This is a genomic window from Paenibacillus sp. FSL E2-0201 (assembly GCF_037963325.1).
Taxonomy (GTDB): domain Bacteria; phylum Bacillota; class Bacilli; order Paenibacillales; family Paenibacillaceae; genus Paenibacillus_AQ.
Genome location: NZ_CP150154.1, coordinates 1,742,682 through 1,761,273 on the forward strand (window position 1 = coordinate 1,742,682; position 18,592 = coordinate 1,761,273).

Sequence of the window (18,592 nt, forward strand, 5' to 3'; positions counted from 1 at the left end):
ATACATTCAGAGGAGGTATTTTTATGAAAACCAACATTCAAGAACTCATATCAAAAATGACCCTTGAGGAGAAAGCAGGACTCTGCTCAGGGCTTGATTTCTGGCATACGAAGGGCATTGAACGACTCGGAATCCCCTCTTTAATGGTAACGGACGGACCCCATGGTTTACGCAAGCAAAAAGAGAGCGCCGATCATCTCGGACTCCATAATAGTGTACCTGCGACTTGTTTTCCCTCAGCAGCAGGGATGGCTTCTTCTTGGGATCGGGATTTAATCGGGCGTGTGGGTAAAGCACTCGGGAAAGAGTGTCAAGCAGAGAACGTTGCCGTTCTGCTTGGACCGGGCACAAATATTAAGCGCTCTCCATTGAACGGCCGTAACTTTGAATATTTCTCGGAAGACCCATACCTTTCTTCGGAGATGGGCGGGAATCATATCAAAGGTGTGCAAAGTGAAGGAGTAGGAACCTCACTCAAGCATTTTGCCGCTAATAATCAGGAGCACCGGAGAATGTCTGTTGATGCCGTTGTTGATGAGCGGTCGCTGCGGGAGATTTATCTGGCTAGCTTTGAAGGCGCAGTTAAGAATAGTCAGCCATGGAGCGTGATGTGCTCTTACAATCGAGTGAACGGTGAGTATGCTTCCGAGAGTGAATTTCTTCTGACTAAGATTCTTAGAGAAGAATGGGGCTACGAGGGATTCGTCGTTTCCGACTGGGGTGCGGTCAATGAACGGGTGAAGGCGCTGCAAGCAGGGCTGGAGCTGGAAATGCCTTCAACCGGAGGAATTGGTGATGCTAAGATTGTCGCAGCAGTACAAAGCGGCGAGCTGGCTGAAGAAACGTTAGATCTTGCAGTGGAGCGATTACTTGCCTTTGTTTTTAAGGCGGTGGAGAACCGTAAAGATAAGGCATCATTTAATGCGGAAGAACATCACCAACTGGCTCGTGAAGTGGCACGGGAGAGCATGGTGCTCCTTAGAAATGAGGATCATATTTTACCGATAGCTAAACAAGGAACGATTGCGGTCATAGGTGAGTTTGCTAGAAATCCACGATATCAGGGCGGAGGCAGCTCACATGTGAATCCGACGAAATTAGATGACGCTTTTGAAGAGATGAAGGCTCTCGCAGGTTCTGCCGAACTGCTGTATGCACAAGGTTATGAACTGAATCATGACGGAATTAATGAAGCCTTGCTGCAAGAGGCGCGGGATACAGCGGCAAAAGGGGATATAGCCGTATTGTTCCTTGGACTTCCGGATAACTATGAATCAGAGGGGTATGATCGCAGTCACTTGTCACTTCCAGAGAGCCATAAAGCACTGATCGATGCAGTGGCCGAGGTGCAAACCAATATCGTTGTCGTGCTCAGCAATGGTTCACCCATAGAAATGCCTTGGATCCATAAAACGAAGGGGATTCTTGAAGGTTATCTAGGTGGGCAGGCTTTTGGCGGTGCAGTTGCAGATCTATTGTTTGGCGAGGTTAGTCCAAGCGGTAAACTGGCAGAGACCTTCCCAATGAAGCTGAGTGACAATCCATCCTTTCTTAATTTTCCGGGTGAAGGGGATACAGTAGAGTATAAAGAAGGTTTGTTTGTAGGCTATCGTTATTATGATAAAAAAGAGCTTGAACCGCTGTTTCCTTTCGGCTTTGGCCTAAGCTACACAGAATTTCAATACAGTAATTTAACAATTTCCAAGAGCAGTATAAAAGATAACGAGTCCGTAAAAGTTACGGCTACCGTCAAAAATACAGGTACTCGTGCTGGAAAAGAAATCGTTCAGCTCTATGTTAGTGATGTGGAGAGCAACGTAATCCGCCCACTTAAGGAGCTTAAGGGCTTCCAGAAGCTAGCGCTTGAGCCTGAGGAAGAGCAAGAGGTTGCTTTTGAACTGGATAAACGTTCCTTTGCTTATTACAACGTCAACATTGAGGATTGGCATGTGGAAAGTGGCATTTTTGACATTGCTATCGGTTCCTCTTCAAGGGATATTCGTCTGACTGCTTCTATTGAAGTGGAATCGACAGTTCCGCTTGCGTTACGATATCATCGCAACAGTACCGTTGGTGATTTGCTAGACAATCCACGTACGGCAGATAAAGTGAAGAAATTCAGCAGTGTTTTTGGGTTAGGCGATGCGATGGGCGATAATCCAGATATGTTCATGGCGATGATGAAATATATGCCGCTGCGGGCATTGATTGGATTCGGCCAAGGGAAATACACGGAAGAAGATTTAGCCAAGGATTTGCAAGAATTTAATGCTTTGGCTGTGGAGTAGGAGATCAATTCAAAGAAGTTCGGAGAATCTTGCAGGCCATGGTTATCTAATGGTTAGTTTAGATCAAATATGAAGTGGAATTTGAGGGAGTGAACCTCAACGTTCTCCAAATAACGTTATTTTATGACAAAGGCTACCCTTAGAGGTAGCTTTTTTGTTTTCAGAGGATTGGATTAAAGATCCTAAATTCTCCTGTTAATCGCACATTTAATTATAAAAAATCCATTAAATAACATATTGTCATATGACAAAAGTGATGACAACGTACACTATTTAAATGCTCTTTTTTTATATATATTGTTGGAATGACATGTTCAAGATGCAGGTAGTGGTATGAAAAAAGATGAGATAATCGATAATTTTCTTGATGTACGGGTGAGTTTTAAATAGCAACTTTAGTTGTCTTGATTGAACCACGGGTAGAATAGTAGGTTTTGCGTGAATTGTCGAATGCTGGAGGAAATGTGGGGCTTTAGGGAATTAATCGTATTTGGAAGCGATCTACAACTAAATCATAATGGATGGTACAAAGCGAATGAATATTAGCATTATATTGTTGGCTCAGCACTTTAACGTAACCGTACAATGTCTGGATCGAATTAAGCAATATACGTCTATGTCCTATGAACTTATTGTTGTCTCGGATAATGAATCTGCCGAAGTATCGAATTTCCTTGCTTATGAATACGGTGTTCATGTCATTCATAGCAGGAGTAAAGGGGTTGCAGCTTCATTTAATCTGGGCGCGCGGTCCGCTTCGGGTGATCGTCTTGTATTTATCCGCGATCAGATCATGGTAAATGAGGGGTGGCTTGAGCAGTTGTCGGGCTGTCTGGACCATCATCCGAATGCTGCGATCGTGGGTCCGAGGATGAATGACGTTAGCGGTGGCCAAAGGATTCCGATTGTTTATCAGAACATGGAGCAACTCTATCAGTCGGCGTCAATGCTTGCCATTGGGAAATCGATGTCTTGGACCCGGGTTCCTAGGCTTGTCAGTTTGCTAATGATGATACCACGTCACTATTTTGAGCAGATGGGGTCCTTCGATGAGAGGTTTGAGGTTGAATCCTATGAGGACGATGATCTGTGTTATCGCGCATTATCTATGAATCTGGATATTTACATAGCGGAAGGATGTATAGTCTTCCGGAAGGAACCTCCTTCAGTCAATCCCAATGATCCCGATTGGTACAATAATAGATTAATCTTGAATCGTGCTATGGCCATAAGTAAATGGGGATTCGATTTAACTTCGTCATTGCATTGCAGTACGCGAAAGGTCACGGTCAGCTTATGCATGATCGTGAAGAATGAAGAGCAAACCTTAGGACGTTGTTTATCCAGCGTGCGGGAGCTAGTCGATGAGATCATTATTGTGGATACGGGTTCGAGTGATGGAACCAAAGAGCTCGCGGCTTCTTATGGAGCTCGGGTGTATGATTTCGAATGGGTGAACGATTTCTCCAAAGCAAGAAATTATGCCTTCAGTCTCGCCACTCAAGAGTATCTGCTGTGGTTGGATGCGGATGATTATCTGCAATCAGAGGATACAGAGGCTCTAGGGTCCATTGTATCCGGATTACCATGGGATATCGATGCCGTATCGATTCATTATTATCTCGACCGAGATAAGGACGGAAGCGTAACTTCGAGTTTAAGACGGAATCGTCTGGTTAGACGAAGTTGTGGTTTCCGTTGGATTGGAATCGTTCATGAGTACCTGGAGGTCGAAGGCAAAGTACTCTATGCCGAGTTAGGCATAACGCATGATAGAAAGCATACGCAGTCTTCGCGTAATCTGCTTATCTATGAGGGGATGATAGAAGCGCAGGCGAGCTTCACTCCGCGGGATTTATTTTATTATGCTAATGAGTTGTATGATCACGGCCAATGGCAGCGAGCGATAGACCAATATGATACCTTCATTACAATGCCGGATGGCTGGATGGAGGACAAGCTGCTAGCGAGTCGGCGTGCCGCCGATGCATTGGCGCAATTAAGCCGCTTTCAAGAAGCTAAGCTTAAAGTACTTCAAGCCTTTGCATTGTCACCTCCCCGAGCAGAAGCTTGTTGCCAATTAGGGTCTTATGAGCTAGTTGAACAACGGTTCGAGAATGCTGTTTTTTGGTACAAGCTAGCCACAGAAGTTCCTAAGCCGACTGAGCCTAACGCTAGAATAGACAATTCGGCATGGACGTGGCTGCCACATCTGCAATTATGCGTTTGTTATGATCGATTAGGTCAACACGAAGAAGCTAACTATCACAATGAATTAGCTAGGGGTTATGTACCGAAGCATCCGAGCGTCATAGCAAATCGCGATTATTTAAAGCAATACGTAACTTTATATACTTGAGGGGGATATTGTTAATGGCAAGACTAAAGAGAGCGAAGGCAAGTGGCAAGAAGAATGGGAATCAATTAGCCTACAAGAGCTCAATGGCATTTATTTTAATGAGTCAGTTAATTGCGCCATTGAGCCCTGCCTTTAGTGGTATTCTACCCCGGGCAAGCGCAGCGGCTTACAGCGATGTCAATACTTCTTCATGGGCGTACCAGTATATTACCAAAGCGTCCGCATTAGGGGTAATTGAAGGAGATGGTTCAGGCAACTTCAACCCGAACCGTCCAATCACGAATCAGGAAGCGGTAGTTATGGTGCTTAGGTTCATGGGATATGAGCAACCAAAAGAAAATGGAACGAGCCTGCCCTTCACTGTGGATTCATGGGCTACTGTATGGATACAGCAAGCCATTGATATCGGCCTAGTAATCCCAAGTGAGGAAGAGAGACCAAACACCGTCATCTGGGGAAAAGAGCAAGCGAGTCGCGAGTGGATAACACGTCTAGTTATTCGTGCGGCAGGCAAGGAATCTGAGGCGATAGAGTTTAAGGGTAGTAGCATCGGTTTTTCGGATGCGTCAGATGCATCGGACTGGGCAACAGGCTACATTAAAGCTGCAGTAAACCGTAATGTCATTTCGGGTTTCCCTAATAATACTTTTAAACCTAAGCAGACGGCTACTCGTGCTGAGTTTGCTGCTATTTTATCTAAGACGGAAATATTTGCGAGCACGGTATCCGATCGAATTATCCATGGTTCTGTCGTCTCGATGTCGAAGAATTCTATCGAATTGTTAAGCAGCAGCGGCCAGACGTCGAAGTTCGAAATCAATACGCATTCAGTTCTGTTCGGAGACAATGGCAAGGGTGTGTTGCCTACAGGGGCATTGGTGACGCTCATCCATAATGGAGGAGTGGCTTCCTTCGTTGAAGTATTAGGAATGGTGGCAGTAGGCCAGACAGGTTCAAAAGGTGATAAGGGAGACACGGGCGCAACTGGCGCAGCAGGTCAAAACGGGTCCTCTGGCTCCAGTGGACCGCAAGGCGCTACGGGAGCAACTGGAGCTGTAGGAGCAACCGGAGCGACCGGACCACAGGGAGTGCAAGGCATTCAAGGAGTAACCGGGGCGACTGGAGCTAACGGTGTAGCTGGGGCAGTCGGTGCGACTGGAGCAACCGGACCGCAGGGAGTCCAAGGCATTCAAGGAGTAACCGGAGCAACCGGGGCGACTGGAGCTAACGGTGTAACTGGAGCAGTTGGAGCGACTGGAGCAACCGGAGCAACCGGAGCGATCGGACCACAGGGAGTCCAAGGTATTCAAGGAGTAACCGGAGCAACCGGGGCGGCTGGAGCTAACGGTGTAACTGGAGCAGTTGGAGCGACTGGACCGACTGGAGCAATCGGAGCAACTGGACCACAGGGAGTCCAAGGTATTCAAGGAGCAACCGGAGCAACCGGAGCAACCGGAGCAACCGGGGCGACTGGAGCTAACGGTGTAACTGGAGCAGTCGGCGCGACTGGAGCAATCGGAGCAACTGGACCACAGGGAGTCCAAGGTATTCAAGGAGCAACCGGAGCACAGGGAGTGCAAGGCATTCAAGGAGTAACCGGAGCAACCGGGGCGGCTGGAGCTAACGGTGTAACTGGAGCAGTTGGAGCGACTGGACCGACTGGACCGACTGGAGCAATCGGAGCAACTGGACCACAGGGAGTCCAAGGCATTCAAGGAGCAACCGGGGCAACCGGGGCAGCTGGCGCATCAGGCGCATCAACAATAATTCCATTCTCTTCCGGAGCACCAATTACCGTAACGACAATCCCGGGGGGATTAACCGGCACAGGGGCAATGCTCGGATTTGGCAATTCGTACTCAGGAGCTAGCATAATAGGTAATACAATAGATTTGACTGGAAATTATGGTTCGAATCTTAACCTGGCGTTTGTCGTTCCGCGTAATGGTACGATTACTTCGATTTATGCTTTCTTCAGTACAACTACAGCAATGTCTTTAGTAGGCACAACCGTAAACATTCAAGCACAAATGTATAAAGCGGGTAGTAACAGCAATAGTTTTACTCCTATTAGTGGTGCAGCAGTATCCTTGGCGCCTAGTTTTACAGGAATAATATCTATCGGATCTATTAGTACCGGATCAGCAACAGGATTAAATGCTGCTGTTCAGGCTGGTGATCGCTTAATGCTAGTATTCACTTCTACAGCTGCCGGTCTAAGCTTGATAAATTCAGTAACAGGTTATGCCAGCGCCGGAATTGAAATTAAGTAATTCAATATTTAGGGTTGGAATCATCCATCTTGTTTGATTGGAAGTGATAAAATATGGCAAGGAAGCTAGTTTTGATAAAAAGATTGAGCTTAATGTTGGTGTTAGTTCTTATATTTCCATTCGTCATTCAATTTCCGTCTACGGGGTATGCAAAAGGACGTGCTTTTGAACAGGTAAAGCTGCTGGCTGCACCGGCGAATCTGGCAGTTAGCGCTACAACCTCCACAAGCATCGGCCTTACCTGGGATGCCGTAGTGGGAAGCTCTGACTCCGATGTGAGTTATAAGGTAAGCCTAGCGGAGCAGACCAATTCTAGCGTGACCGATGTGGTCTACACCTTTAATTCAGATGGGTTAACGGAGTATACGGTGAAGGGATTAGCTTCTGAGCGGAGCTATACATTCACGGTCCAAGCGGTAAATTTATCTGGACCTGTATCAAAAACAAGTCTCCCTTTAATCGCAAATACGCTTCCAGCAGAAGCACAATCTCCGACAACGAAAGAAGAGGAACTCCCACTAGCCGATCAAGAACCGCCGAGTAGCCCTAAGTTAAGTCTTATCGGTCGCACATCGGATAGTATTAGCATGGCATGGAGTTCATCCGATGATAATGTGGGAGTTGCGGAATATGTTCTATATCAGGACTCTAATCTGTTGGCAGAAGTAACGGTCAGCACAACAGTCTACTCGGCCGTCAACTTGAAGGCTGGACAAGAGTACACCTTTTTAGTACAAGCTATAGACGAAGCGGGGAATAAATCAGCATTCAGTAACGAGTTGAAGGTTAGTACACTTGATGATGTAAGTGTGGTTGGTCCGGTTATGAGCATGGGCAACGGGAATTCCTTCCATACATTGACTATCCAGCCGGATGGTACCGTATGGGCTTGGGGCAATAATAGGAAAGGTCAGCTCGGTGATAGTACGACCATTACTCGTAATAAGCCTGTGCGAATTGTTGGTTTGCCGGAGATAAGTGCCGCATCCGTTGGACAAGACCATTCCATCGCACTTGCGACGGACGGAACGGTTTGGACATGGGGAGGCAATAATGTGGGCCAGCTGGGTAATGGTGCGGTGGAGTCCCAGCTTATGCCGCAGCAAGTGCCTGGATTGGCGCATGTCGTAGCGGTTCAAGCGGGTGAGCAGCATTCGTTAGCGTTATTGTCCGATGGAACGGTGTGGGCGTGGGGACTTAATGCTTATGGGCAGCTTGGAAATGGTACCAACGAGGATAGCACATTACCGGTGCAGGTTGTAGGTTTGGAGCCAATAGCATCAATCTCGGCCGGAGCCTTTCATAATCTAGCGGTTAGCCGCGAGGGTCAGGTTTATGGATGGGGGTTCAATGCGTATGGTCAACTCGGCGATGACACAAAGATTGATCGCTCGACTCCCGTGCAGATTGCTGAATTAAACGGCGTTGCGTCCGTATCTGCCGGCTTCTACCACAGCATGGCAGTGAAAAAGGACGGAACCGTATGGAGCTGGGGAACGAACGCCAAGGGGATTTTGGGTGATGGGACAACCGAAGATCATTATACTCCCGTTCAAGCGGTGGATCTTGGCTCAGTGATCAGCGTATCCGCTGGCGCCTTGCACAGCATAGCGCTGAAGAGGGACGGAACTGTATGGCTATGGGGAGCGAACAACGAGGGTCAACTCGGTGGTGGAGCTGAGTCAGAGCGTTCTATCGCGTCAATGCTCAATATTGGCAGTCGTATCGTTACTATTAGTGCAGGTTATATGAGCGGCGGAGCGGTTAGCGAAGAGGGAGCCTTGCTGACTTGGGGTTACAATGGACTAGCCCAGCTTGGTGACGGCACTTATACTAATGTCATTGATCCGGTTACAATTTCACTTGTAGAAGAAACTAATTGAATTTGAAGAGTAGGGAATTCCATGCCTAAGTGGCAGGGAATTCCCTATTTTTGTATGTCGAAAGAGAAAACTCTCTGCTTTGTTATTTGAAAGCAAATGTCTTTGTGGCTAAAAAAAGAGACTCTTCTATATAAATAGAGGAGTCTCTTTAATGATAACAATTTAGATAAATAGATTATGATTAGATTGATCGGCTTGACCGAGGTAATACCCTACACCGCCGATTTTTACGCCGTCGATCAGTTCTTCACGGGTGATGCCCATAAGGTCCATAGACATTTGGCAGGCAACGATCTCGACACCTTGGTCGACAGCCATCTGAATCAACTCTTCCAAAGAAGAGACATTGTTGTTCTTCATTACAGAACGAATCATTTTGGAGCCCATGCCCATCATGTTCATATTGGAAAGGGTTAGCTTCCGGCTGCCGCGTGGCATCATCGCTCCGAACATTTTTCCGATGAAATTTTTGTTCACAGGTACTTTCTCATCCTTGCGGATAATGTTTAAGCCCCAGAAGGTAAAGAACATCGTTACTTTTTTGCCGCTGGAGGCTGCTCCATTAGCAATGATGAAGGAAGCAATCGCTTTATCCAAATCCCCGCTGAACACAACCATCGTACTTGCGTTACTAGTTTGGACGGGTTGTGTTCCTGCTAGTGCGGATTCTTCGCTCAAACCTTTGCACAGATAAGCTTCGATCATGCCCGTAGGCAGCTTCGTTAATTGCAAAAGCGTGTGCTTAGACATACGAGCCCATGCCTTGATATCTTCATAGAATCCCGGATCGGAAGCCGTTACCTTCAAGATTTGTCCGTCCATGAGCGGGTCCATGCTCATCTTGACTTGAATCAGCGGCCCGGGACAGCATAGTCCGCAAGCATCAAGCACGGAATCAGGTGTTAAATCTAATTCTTGTTTGGCTGGTGCGGATACGGGAATCCCATTTTCATTTCTCGTGGCCGTCGCCATTGCTGATCCAGACGCCGTAGCTGCCCCAGATCCCGCTGCTGCAATCTCTTTGCTGGCTGCTGAAATCGTAGTGGTTGGCGCTGAGATATCTTTTTTCGTAGGAGTAAATTTGCTCAGTTGGTACGTCTTATAGCCGCCCGTCAGATTCTTCACACGGAAACCTTTTTGCTGCAAAATCCGGGAAGCCGTATAGCCTCTAAGTCCAACTTGGCAATACACCCAAATTTCTTTACTAGGGTCAAGCTCACTTAGACGACCACGCAAATCATCTACAGGGATGTTAATCGAGCCTTCAATATGGCCGTTGGCATGTTCGATTTCCGAACGCACGTCAACTAAAATGGTGTTGTTCTTGTCGCGTCCTTCTAAATCCTTTGGAACGAATACCGTGGTCATGCCTTGCAAAATATTTTCAGCGGCAAAGCCAGACATGTTCACCGGATCTTTAGCGGAAGAATAAGGAGGGGCGTAAGAAAGCTCCAATTCCGATAAATCAGTGACCGTACCTCTGAACCGAATAACTGTGGCGATATCGTCGATACGTTTATCTACTCCACTGTAACCGACAGCTTGTGCTCCTAGCACCGTACCATTTGGATCAAAGATCAGCTTCATAGAAATCGGAGTTGCCCCAGGGTAATAAGTTGCATGAGAGCTTGGATGTACGTAAATCACGTGATAAGGTAAGCCCAAACGCTGTAGTGTTTTTTCGTTATTGCCGGTAGAAGCACCAGTGATTCCAAATACTTTGATAATGGAAGTTCCTTGGGAACCTTTATAAGTAGTGTTTAGACCGCTAACGTTGTCTGCTGCAATCCGACCTTGTTTATTGGCAGGGCCTGCTAATGGAATGGCGGTTTTAGTTCCGTTCACGAAATCCACCACTTCGATCGCGTCACCGACAGCGTAAACCTGATCCAAATTTGTCTCCATACGCTCGTTGACCAAGATATGCCCGCGTGGACCGAACTCTAAGCCACTATCCTTCAGGAAAGAGGTATCCGGCGAAACGCCGATAGCCAGCAGAACCATATCACTTTGCAGCACCGTGCCACTTGCCAATTGAACTTCTATTTGTTCACCAACATCTGCAAACCCTTGAACCATATCCGAAAAAATAAGATTAACGCCATGCTCATCAAGCTCTTTTGCCAAAATAGAAGACATTTCAGGATCGAACGGAGCTAAGATTTGCGGACCCGCCTCGATCAAGGATACTTCCAGTCCAGCTTCTCTAAGGTTCTCAGCCATCTCAACACCGATAAATCCACCACCAATCACAACGGCTGAACGAGTGCCTTCGGCTGCGACTTTGGTTTTGATTTTGTCAGTGTCGGGAATGTTGCGCAGCATGTGAATTTTGGAACTCTCGATACCAGGTAGATTCGGACGAATTGGCTTAGCACCGGGTGATAAAATAAGCGCATCATAGCTCTCTTCATAGGAGCCTTTTTCTTTACTTTCTACTCGCACTTTCTTGTTCACAGGGTCGATAGACACCACTTCGCTTTGAATCCGAACATCGATGTTAAACCGTTTATGCATCGCCTCCGGTGTCTGCACCAGCAGCTTGGAACGGTCCTGAATGGAACCTCCGATATAATAAGGTAGTCCGCAATTGGCAAAAGAAATGTACGGATCACGCTCAAACATTACAATATGAGCCTCTTCATCTAATCTCCGAAGCCTGGCGGCGGCTGATGCGCCTCCTGCAACTCCTCCGACAATCAGTACTTTTTTACTCATGATGATTTAGTCCTCCCCTAAAAATAGCTGAATTAGATGTTTGATCTTCTCGTCTTTAACAGAATAGTTAATTTCCAGTCCATTACGTTCGGTTTCGACAATGCCTAGGGATCTAAGCTTCTGTAAATGCTGTGATACCGTAGATTGTGGAAGGTCAAGACAGTCTTGCATGAAGCTAACGTTGCAGCTGCCTTTTTCAAGCAGTCCTTTAATGATGCATAAGCGAACGGGATGAGCGATAGCCTTTAAGGTTTCGGCGGTTTGGTTATAGGCTTTAAAATTTTTGTCCATGGTTATGAACTCCTCGCTTTACAATATCCTTATATCGTAATATTATGATATGGTGATATAAAAATCAAGTTATTTTTACAAAAGAGAAGGAGAGATGCTCGATGGCTTTTAAAATTTCAAAGGAAATTACTCCTCAGCAAGTGGCGGAACGTCTGAAGAATGGAGAAGCTCCTACGCTGCTGGATGTACGCGAACCCGCCGAATGGGTGGAGGGACATGTGATCGGTGCTAAGCATATTCCGCTTGGACAGCTGTTAATGCGTATAGATGAACTAGATCCTAATGCAGAGACAATTGTGATGTGCTTAAGTGGTGGTCGAAGTGGACTGGCGTGTGAGCTGCTGAGCGAAAAGGGATACAATGTTGTGAACATGACGGGTGGATTAGGTGCTTGGACGGATGATTTTCTGGTTCGGGGGTAATCGTATGAGCCTAATGTTTCGGATCGTACTGAGTATATTATTAGTCTTTAGTATTGTAAGGTTCTTGCGTTACGCTTGGCCTGTCCGTTCACTTTCTTATATAAAAGCTCGTGAGGTTCGAGTATTAGCAGTTCAATCCTTGGATATGAAAATGCTCGATGTTAGAGATGCTGTAGATTATGAGAAGGACAGCATCCGTGGTTCGATAAATATATCACTTGGGCGGCTGGCCTTTGTATGGCAGCATTGTCTGTCCCCAGACGACTCGGTCTTAATTCTTGCGGAAAGTTACTATAAAAGAAACAAAGCTGCGAGAATTCTTTATAAGCAGGGCTTTCGAAAGTTATATGCGGTAAATGGTGATTTTTTAGGAAGCAAAAAAACACTCTCCGACATTTCGGTGAAAGGTTGTTGTGAAGGAAAATGGATTTAAGTAAATGGATGTCCCGTCTGGGATTGGGTAAAAGAAGTGAAAGTGTAAGAACATTAAAGTCGACAGAGTTCCGGAGTGAAATGGGACAATCTAATAATAAGCTGCTGATCGATGTCCGCGAACCGGATGAATACAAGAGTGGATTTATTCCGGGGGCGAAAAACATCCCGCTGTCTCAGTTGGAAAAGCGGCTCGGTGAAATCCCTAAGGATCGGGATGTGTTGCTCTACTGCCGCAGCGGTATGCGAAGCAAAAGTGCAGCGCGGATTCTAAGTAAGCACGGGTATACTCGACTTGCACATTTGCAGGGCGGGGTAAGCAGTTGGGAAGGGAAGCTGGGGCGGCGGTAGGCTATAGTCGTGGTATGCTGAGCATAATGTAACTGAGCGTTCTGAACCAGCCGATCTATTGAGGTATTTAAAGTGAATGCTGTGGTGGGGGAATTAGAATAAGTCTGGTTGGATTAGCTGAGGTTGGATTAGCTGGTTGGACTAACTGATGTTGCAATAGCTGAGATTGGATTAACTGAGGCTGACCTTTTTTAACACCAGGTACTTAAACTAATTAGCTATTTCTGAAGAATATATTGTCTGATTTAGTTTTGAATGTTGAGTGTTATTGACAGTGTTAGAAAGCGAATACTATACTTTTGATTAATAGGACGAAGCACGTCCCGTACCCATATTGGGTGCGGGATTTTTTTTATGCCAAGGGAGGATGACGTATGGGGTTTGCGGAGGAGCATCGTAAGTGGGTGGAGAGTCATATTAGTCGAAGAGCGGGAGAACGGCGGGGGAGGTTGGAGCGGGGACACGGGCATGGTGAACGGATGTTTTTGGAGAAGGTATGGTGGCCTATGATGGGTCATCTTAATGACCTCCATCCTGAATATGAAGTGTTGGATTGGCGCAGCAGGCCCTACTTTGTTGATTTTGTGTGGAAACCTGGGCAGGTTAAGTTTGCATTCGAAGTAAAAGGCTACGGCCCGCATGTGCAAAATACAGACAGAACGCGCTATCGGCAGGAGCTAAATCGAGAGACTTATCTGCAAATCGCGGGTTATCGGGTGGTGGCGATTCCTTATGATGACCTGGAAGCAAGTCCTGAACTTACGATTACTTTGCTTCGGCCGTTGCTGATGCCGTACCTCGTTTTGAAGCTGGAAGAGAAGGAGGAGTTCAGCCGACTGGAGCGTGATATTTTGCGGATTGCTGTGCGTTCGAATGGTTGTATTCGGCCGGTTGATTTGGTGAAGGAGCTTGGGATAGATAAGCGTACGGCTATAAAAGGTTTGAGTCTTCTCTGTCATAAAGGAAAGTTTAGTCCTATAGTTTTGGAGAAGAGTGGTAGAGTTTGCCGATATGAGTATAAGCATTCCTTTAAGGATGATCAGCTATGGTAAGCTTTCATAAAGAGGTGTAAAAATCCCCTAGATATCGACTGAAAGGCGTGAAATGCGAGAAAGAGGTGTAAAAATCCCCTAGATATCGGCTGAAAGGTGTGAAATGGGCGAAAGAGGTACAAAAATCCCCTAGATTTCGGCTGAAAGGCGTGAAATGGGCGAAAGAGGTACAAAAATCCCCTAGATATAGGCTGAAAGGTGTGAAATGGGAGAAAGAGGTGTAAAAATCCCCTAGATTCACCCATTCGCTCTAACTCGGACCTTCACTAAGGGAGATGGGCGAGAAACGTCCCAAAAGAATCTCTAACTATGATCAGATGTTCACTTTGATTGTTAAAGTGTTACTTATCGGCTTAATGTTCTATGATTATGTTAATAGACCAGATTAGTCTTTAACATAGACAGCTACCCCTTGTATTCCCCATTATTGAGTTAGCATTCTGGGATGTTACACGAGAGCAATATTGCATCGAAAATGGAGAATACGCGAAGAGGATATCATTCGAATGCAAAGCAGAAGGAGCTTCCATACATCCGGTAAAAGAGGGCGCTTGAATCGCTTTTAATGATTTGACCTTAGATTATAGGATGGAGTGTGCAATATGGAATGTTTGGGATGTCGGATTGCTAATGGAATTGAGCCTAACGTAAAAGTAGTATATGAAAATGAATTTATTACTTGTGTATTAGATATCGCTCCGTTTAACGAAGGGCATATTCTGATCCTTCCTAAAAAGCATTACTGGGATCTCGAAGAAATCGATTCAGAAACTTCGTATGCGATAATGGATGGGTCGAAGAAGTTATCAGTCGTTCTGAAAACATTGTTCAAACCGGATGGCATAAGCATATGCCAAAATGGCGGGAAGTTTAATGATTTGACCCATTACCATATGCACCTCATCCCTAGATACGAAGGCGACGGATTCGCTTGGAGTGAACCACTACACCCACACGGTGCTGAGAAGTTATTAAGTCACACGCAAGCAAAGATTCTTAACTTATTAAAAAAGCAATAAACATAAAAAGGCATTCCTGAAGCAATATCAGGATGCCCTTTTCTTTAAACAGAGCGCACTAATCACATCCGCCACCGCCGCCAGAATCTCCTCCACCGAAATCTCCCCCGCTACTGTGCCCGCTATCCCCACTCCAGCTATGCCCGCTGTCATGTCCGGAATGATGATGGGAGTCGCCACCGTGATGGTGATGATGTTGGTGGTGATTAGAGTGATTAGAGTGATTAGAGTGATTTGGGTTATTTGGATCTAATAGATCTGGATGGCTGGCTGCCATAAAAGACATACTGGCCGCATCATCACGTCTATTCCTCTCAAATCTGTTGTTGTTCGAGCTGCTTGAACCATTGCGAACTACGGCCTGTATGATAATAAATACAACAACTCCAATAAACAGGATTCCAAACACCACTATTGATCGCCCTCCCAGTTGTTCATTATAAGCTGTACTTTTTAAAATTGTACCATAATATCGAATAAATGGATTTAAGGGAATGGAATCAGCGTTTAGCTGTTTTGATTAGAAACTCAAGATTTCGATAAAAAATACTGCCAAACTTCCAGTGAAGGTACGGCTCAGGAATTTCTATATCATTCACGTCCATCAGAGCATTCTCCACAACCATTTGTTTACTAATGCTAATTAGATCATTTATATATTGTCTGATTTGTTGGATATAAGGGCTAGAAGCAGGTCCATGTCCAGGGACTAATAGATCTACATTTAAACTCTCGATGAAAGTAAGTGCCTCCAACCATGATATAGGGTCACCATCTACTAGGAGTGGATGATTATGAACGGCGACAATATCTCCAACAAAAGCGATGGAATCCGAAGGTGAATATAGAATTGTATCACAATCAGTATGTGCTGCACCCACCGATAAGAGTTCAACGGTTCTCGCCGATCCGTGTAGGGTTATTTTTCGATCATAGGTCAGCTGAGGCAGCGTCACTTTAAGTGTTAGTATGGACTCTTTGATTTCTAGTAGATAGGAAAGCTCAGAGGACAGTTCTTTTTGTTTTAAAGTATGATGTTCGTGATCAATAGAAGCGTTTAGTTTAAGAATGTCTTCTTCTAGGTTAGGGAGAAGGTTCCTCATACGATTGAGCCATTCAGGTTGAGTCTTCATCATGAGCTCTCTTGTAGTACTAGAAGATACTATTAGTTCCTCCGAAAAGTGTTGGTTTCCTCTAACATGGTCTCCATGCCAATGACTGTTGATGATATATTTTATGGGTTGATTAAAAAAATATAAAGCAGCCTCTCTAAGATCTTTGCCTGCTTGTGGAGTATTGAACGTGTCGAAAATTAATGTGTGGTCGCCCATATCTATTAATCCTGCATTGCTCATGGCTCCGCCTTGCTCCTTAGCTTCAAGGACGTAAATTCCTTCGGCTAACGGTACACAGTTAAAATGTCTGGAGTGAAACATGATCAACCTCTTTTCTTAGGGAATCAAGCATCAATGCTTTTGCTATTTTACAATTTTATGGAATTGATCGCTGTGAGATTGTTCTTTTTATTTAGAAAAGGTTGATTTTATCACCCCGATTTGCTACCATACGATGTAACTTAATAGTTATTGTTTTCTAGGGTTCCGCAGCTGGTAAACAGCTGGTCTGGTCCGAGGGAAAACGCGCGAACAGCATCGTTCGTGTTTACACGGAGGGATAAAAGCCCGGGAGGTATCGCCATATATGGCGACGACCTTCCGGGCTTATTTGTTTGTTTCGTGGGCAATTATAGAGTAGGTGAATTAAAGGAGGGCTTGAAATGAAAAATAATTCAGAGTGGTTAAAGGTAGTTGGTGCAGCCGTTTTCGAGGTCATGTGGGTCATTGGCTTAAAACATGCCTCCACGATGTGGGAGTGGCTGATAACTGTGGTAGCTATAATAATAAGCTTCTATGTGATGATTTCAGCGAGTACCAAACTGCCGGTCGGCACAGTATATTCCGTGTTTGTTGGTCTAGGAACTGCAGGTACAGTAGTTGCGGACATGGTTTTATTCGGAGAACCGTTCAAGTTGATGAAGCTGGTTCTAGTGGTTATTTTGCTGGCAGGCGTTATAGGATTGAAAATGGTGACTAAAGAAGCCGAAGTAAAGGGGGAGTCTTAAATGGCATGGGTATTTCTGGTTGTTGCTGGTTTATTTGAAATGTTTGGAGTAGCTATGATTAATAGGTTGAATAAACACCGGAATCTCTTGTCGTTCGCGCTGCTCTTTCTAGGTTTCGGAGCAAGCTTTCTGTTTCTGTCCTTAGCCATGAAAAGTTTGCCGATGGGAACAGCGTATGCGGTATGGACAGGGATCGGTGCATCCGGCGGGGCAATTTTAGGGATGCTATTGTATGGAGAGGCTAAGGACTGGCGACGGATCATTTGTATCATTATGATTCTGGGGGCCGCTGTGGGACTTAAGCTGATAGCTTAGTTTGGTATTCATTCTTGACTTTTTCTCTTCAAAAGAGGGATTAGTTATAAATTGGACACGATTCAGATGTTTAGAAAGGTTCTTATAGGTCGTATAAAGTAAGTATACAATACTTCAATAAGGGGATTTTTAATATGACTAAGGATTCGAATGAACATTTGGCTGAAATCGCAAGAATGAATCAATCTAACCGCATGCTGCTTCCAGATGGAACTTCACTTCCCAGAATCGGGCAGGGAACTTGGAATATGGGCGATGACGCTTCCCGCAGGGAGGAAGAGATCGCTGCCCTGCGATTAGGCGTGGAACTAGGCATGAATTTAATAGATACGGCTGAGATGTATGGGGACGGGCGCTCGGAGCTTTTAGTGGGTGAGGCTATCAAAGGTATACGGGATCAAGTTTTCTTGGTGTCAAAAGTCTATCCACATAATGCCGGGAATGAGCGCCTTATCCGCAGCTGTGAAGAAAGCCTAAAACGCTTGAATACGGATCATCTGGATCTTTATCTGCTGCATTGGCGGGGAGATATTCCACTAGAAGAGACTGTCCTTGGTATGGAGAAATTAGTCTCTCAAGGAAAAATAGCAAGATGGGGTGTATCCAATTTCGATGTCGACGATATGAAAGAACTGCTTGGTATTGCTGGAGGAACTCATTGTGCTACCAATCAGATTCTATATCATTTAGGGTCCAGAGGAATTGAAACTGAATTGCTGCCATGGCAACGAAGCCACAAGATCCCGGTAATGGCTTACTCACCGCTTGCTCAAGCAGGTTCACTCCGAAAAGGAGTGATCGAGAGTGAAGTCGTTCAGGAAATCGCCAGTGCGCATAATGCAACTCCGCTTCAGATTATGCTAGCTTGGACAATGCGTGAAGAGGATATTATTTCTATTCCAAAAGCTTCTTCTCGTGAACATGTCATTGAGAATGCTGCCGCAGGCTTGATTACCCTAAGTAAGGATGAAATTTGGAAGCTGGATGAAGCTTTCCCAATACCGTCTTGGAAAGTGCCGCTGGATATGATTTAAATAAGCGCTATTCACATAAAAGAAGCCCTCATT

16 protein-coding genes and 1 riboswitch are annotated in these 18,592 nt (G+C 45.5%); of the genes, 12 read left to right on the forward strand and 4 right to left on the reverse strand.

Going from position 1 to position 18,592, the window contains the following annotated elements:
* Positions 1 to 23: 23 nt before the first annotated feature.
* From NSU15_RS07760 to NSU15_RS07775, 4 genes are all read left to right on the forward strand, one after another.
* Positions 24 to 2,288, forward strand: a complete 2,265-nt coding sequence (locus NSU15_RS07760; RefSeq protein WP_339289811.1) for a glycoside hydrolase family 3 C-terminal domain-containing protein — start codon at positions 24 to 26, stop codon at positions 2,286 to 2,288.
* Positions 2,289 to 2,823: 535 nt separating this feature from the next.
* On the forward strand, positions 2,824 to 4,647 hold the full coding sequence (locus tag NSU15_RS07765) for a glycosyltransferase (protein WP_339289812.1): 1,824 nt from the start codon (positions 2,824 to 2,826) through the stop codon (positions 4,645 to 4,647).
* A 14-nt stretch (positions 4,648 to 4,661) separates the two neighbouring features.
* Positions 4,662 to 6,920: an exosporium glycoprotein BclB-related protein gene (locus NSU15_RS07770; protein WP_339289813.1), complete on the forward strand. Its 2,259-nt coding sequence runs from the start codon at positions 4,662 to 4,664 to the stop codon at positions 6,918 to 6,920.
* Positions 6,921 to 7,018: 98 nt separating this feature from the next.
* Complete coding sequence (locus NSU15_RS07775) at positions 7,019 to 8,803, forward strand: fibronectin type III domain-containing protein (RefSeq protein ID WP_339289814.1); 1,785 nt, start codon at positions 7,019 to 7,021, stop codon at positions 8,801 to 8,803.
* 162 nt (positions 8,804 to 8,965) lie between these two features.
* Here NSU15_RS07775 and NSU15_RS07780 read toward each other — a convergent pair whose 3' ends face one another.
* Both NSU15_RS07780 and NSU15_RS07785 read right to left on the reverse strand, forming a co-directional pair.
* Positions 8,966 to 11,521 (reverse strand): FAD-dependent oxidoreductase, encoded by a 2,556-nt coding sequence (locus NSU15_RS07780; RefSeq protein ID WP_339289815.1) that lies wholly within the window; start codon positions 11,519 to 11,521, stop codon positions 8,966 to 8,968.
* Between the two features lie 6 nt (positions 11,522 to 11,527).
* Positions 11,528 to 11,812 carry a metalloregulator ArsR/SmtB family transcription factor gene (locus NSU15_RS07785; RefSeq protein ID WP_042125344.1) on the reverse strand — a complete coding sequence of 95 codons (285 nt, stop codon included), beginning with the start codon at positions 11,810 to 11,812 and terminating at the stop codon, positions 11,528 to 11,530.
* Between the two features lie 101 nt (positions 11,813 to 11,913).
* Here NSU15_RS07785 and NSU15_RS07790 point away from each other — a divergent pair, with 101 nt between their 5' ends.
* From NSU15_RS07790 to NSU15_RS07810, 5 genes are all read left to right on the forward strand, one after another.
* A complete protein-coding gene (locus NSU15_RS07790; RefSeq protein WP_339289816.1) occupies positions 11,914 to 12,234 on the forward strand; it encodes a rhodanese-like domain-containing protein in 321 nt (106 codons plus the stop codon).
* A gap of 4 nt (positions 12,235 to 12,238) precedes the next feature.
* The gene (locus tag NSU15_RS07795) at positions 12,239 to 12,667 is read left to right on the forward strand and encodes a rhodanese-like domain-containing protein (protein WP_339289817.1); all 429 of its coding nucleotides are present in this window, start codon (positions 12,239 to 12,241) and stop codon (positions 12,665 to 12,667) included.
* 23 nt (positions 12,668 to 12,690) lie between these two features.
* Positions 12,691 to 13,017: a rhodanese-like domain-containing protein gene (locus NSU15_RS07800; protein WP_339289818.1), complete on the forward strand. Its 327-nt coding sequence runs from the start codon at positions 12,691 to 12,693 to the stop codon at positions 13,015 to 13,017.
* Positions 13,018 to 13,391: 374 nt separating this feature from the next.
* On the forward strand, positions 13,392 to 14,069 hold the full coding sequence (locus NSU15_RS07805; protein WP_339289819.1) for a hypothetical protein: 678 nt from the start codon (positions 13,392 to 13,394) through the stop codon (positions 14,067 to 14,069).
* A gap of 602 nt (positions 14,070 to 14,671) precedes the next feature.
* Positions 14,672 to 15,088: an HIT family protein gene (locus tag NSU15_RS07810; RefSeq protein WP_339289820.1), complete on the forward strand. Its 417-nt coding sequence runs from the start codon at positions 14,672 to 14,674 to the stop codon at positions 15,086 to 15,088.
* 58 nt (positions 15,089 to 15,146) lie between these two features.
* Here the strand turns inward: NSU15_RS07810 and NSU15_RS07815 are convergent, their stop codons facing one another.
* A complete protein-coding gene (locus NSU15_RS07815) occupies positions 15,147 to 15,500 on the reverse strand; it encodes a hypothetical protein (RefSeq protein WP_339289821.1) in 354 nt (117 codons plus the stop codon).
* 88 nt (positions 15,501 to 15,588) lie between these two features.
* Positions 15,589 to 16,524 carry an MBL fold metallo-hydrolase gene (locus NSU15_RS07820; RefSeq protein WP_339289822.1) on the reverse strand — a complete coding sequence of 312 codons (936 nt, stop codon included), beginning with the start codon at positions 16,522 to 16,524 and terminating at the stop codon, positions 15,589 to 15,591.
* Between the two features lie 146 nt (positions 16,525 to 16,670).
* Positions 16,671 to 16,779: riboswitch (guanidine-I (ykkC/yxkD leader) on the forward strand.
* Between the two features lie 86 nt (positions 16,780 to 16,865).
* On the opposite strand from NSU15_RS07820, the gene NSU15_RS07825 reads away from it, so the two are divergent.
* From NSU15_RS07825 to NSU15_RS07835, 3 genes are all read left to right on the forward strand, one after another.
* Positions 16,866 to 17,210 (forward strand): multidrug efflux SMR transporter, encoded by a 345-nt coding sequence (locus NSU15_RS07825; protein WP_042125357.1) that lies wholly within the window; start codon positions 16,866 to 16,868, stop codon positions 17,208 to 17,210.
* The gene (locus NSU15_RS07830; protein WP_339289823.1) at positions 17,211 to 17,525 is read left to right on the forward strand and encodes a multidrug efflux SMR transporter; all 315 of its coding nucleotides are present in this window, start codon (positions 17,211 to 17,213) and stop codon (positions 17,523 to 17,525) included. It begins immediately after the preceding gene.
* 134 nt (positions 17,526 to 17,659) lie between these two features.
* Positions 17,660 to 18,559 (forward strand): aldo/keto reductase, encoded by a 900-nt coding sequence (locus NSU15_RS07835; protein WP_339289824.1) that lies wholly within the window; start codon positions 17,660 to 17,662, stop codon positions 18,557 to 18,559.
* Positions 18,560 to 18,592 lie beyond the last annotated feature (33 nt).

Bases quoted from the DNA above. Each gene is read 5' to 3' on its own strand.
- NSU15_RS07760 (WP_339289811.1), top strand. From the start codon at position 24: ATGAAAACCAACATTCAAGAACTCATATCAAAAATGACCCTTGAGGAG.
- NSU15_RS07765 (WP_339289812.1), top strand. From the start codon at position 2,824: ATGAATATTAGCATTATATTGTTGGCTCAGCACTTTAACGTAACCGTA.
- NSU15_RS07770 (WP_339289813.1), top strand. From the start codon at position 4,662: ATGGCAAGACTAAAGAGAGCGAAGGCAAGTGGCAAGAAGAATGGGAAT.
- NSU15_RS07780 (WP_339289815.1), bottom strand. From the start codon at position 11,521: ATGAGTAAAAAAGTACTGATTGTCGGAGGAGTTGCAGGAGGCGCATCA.
- NSU15_RS07785 (WP_042125344.1), bottom strand. From the start codon at position 11,812: ATGGACAAAAATTTTAAAGCCTATAACCAAACCGCCGAAACCTTAAAG.
- NSU15_RS07790 (WP_339289816.1), top strand. From the start codon at position 11,914: ATGGCTTTTAAAATTTCAAAGGAAATTACTCCTCAGCAAGTGGCGGAA.
- NSU15_RS07795 (WP_339289817.1), top strand. From the start codon at position 12,239: ATGAGCCTAATGTTTCGGATCGTACTGAGTATATTATTAGTCTTTAGT.
- NSU15_RS07805 (WP_339289819.1), top strand. From the start codon at position 13,392: ATGGGGTTTGCGGAGGAGCATCGTAAGTGGGTGGAGAGTCATATTAGT.
- NSU15_RS07810 (WP_339289820.1), top strand. From the start codon at position 14,672: ATGGAATGTTTGGGATGTCGGATTGCTAATGGAATTGAGCCTAACGTA.
- NSU15_RS07820 (WP_339289822.1), bottom strand. From the start codon at position 16,524: ATGTTTCACTCCAGACATTTTAACTGTGTACCGTTAGCCGAAGGAATT.
- NSU15_RS07825 (WP_042125357.1), top strand. From the start codon at position 16,866: ATGAAAAATAATTCAGAGTGGTTAAAGGTAGTTGGTGCAGCCGTTTTC.
- NSU15_RS07830 (WP_339289823.1), top strand. From the start codon at position 17,211: ATGGCATGGGTATTTCTGGTTGTTGCTGGTTTATTTGAAATGTTTGGA.
- NSU15_RS07835 (WP_339289824.1), top strand. From the start codon at position 17,660: ATGACTAAGGATTCGAATGAACATTTGGCTGAAATCGCAAGAATGAAT.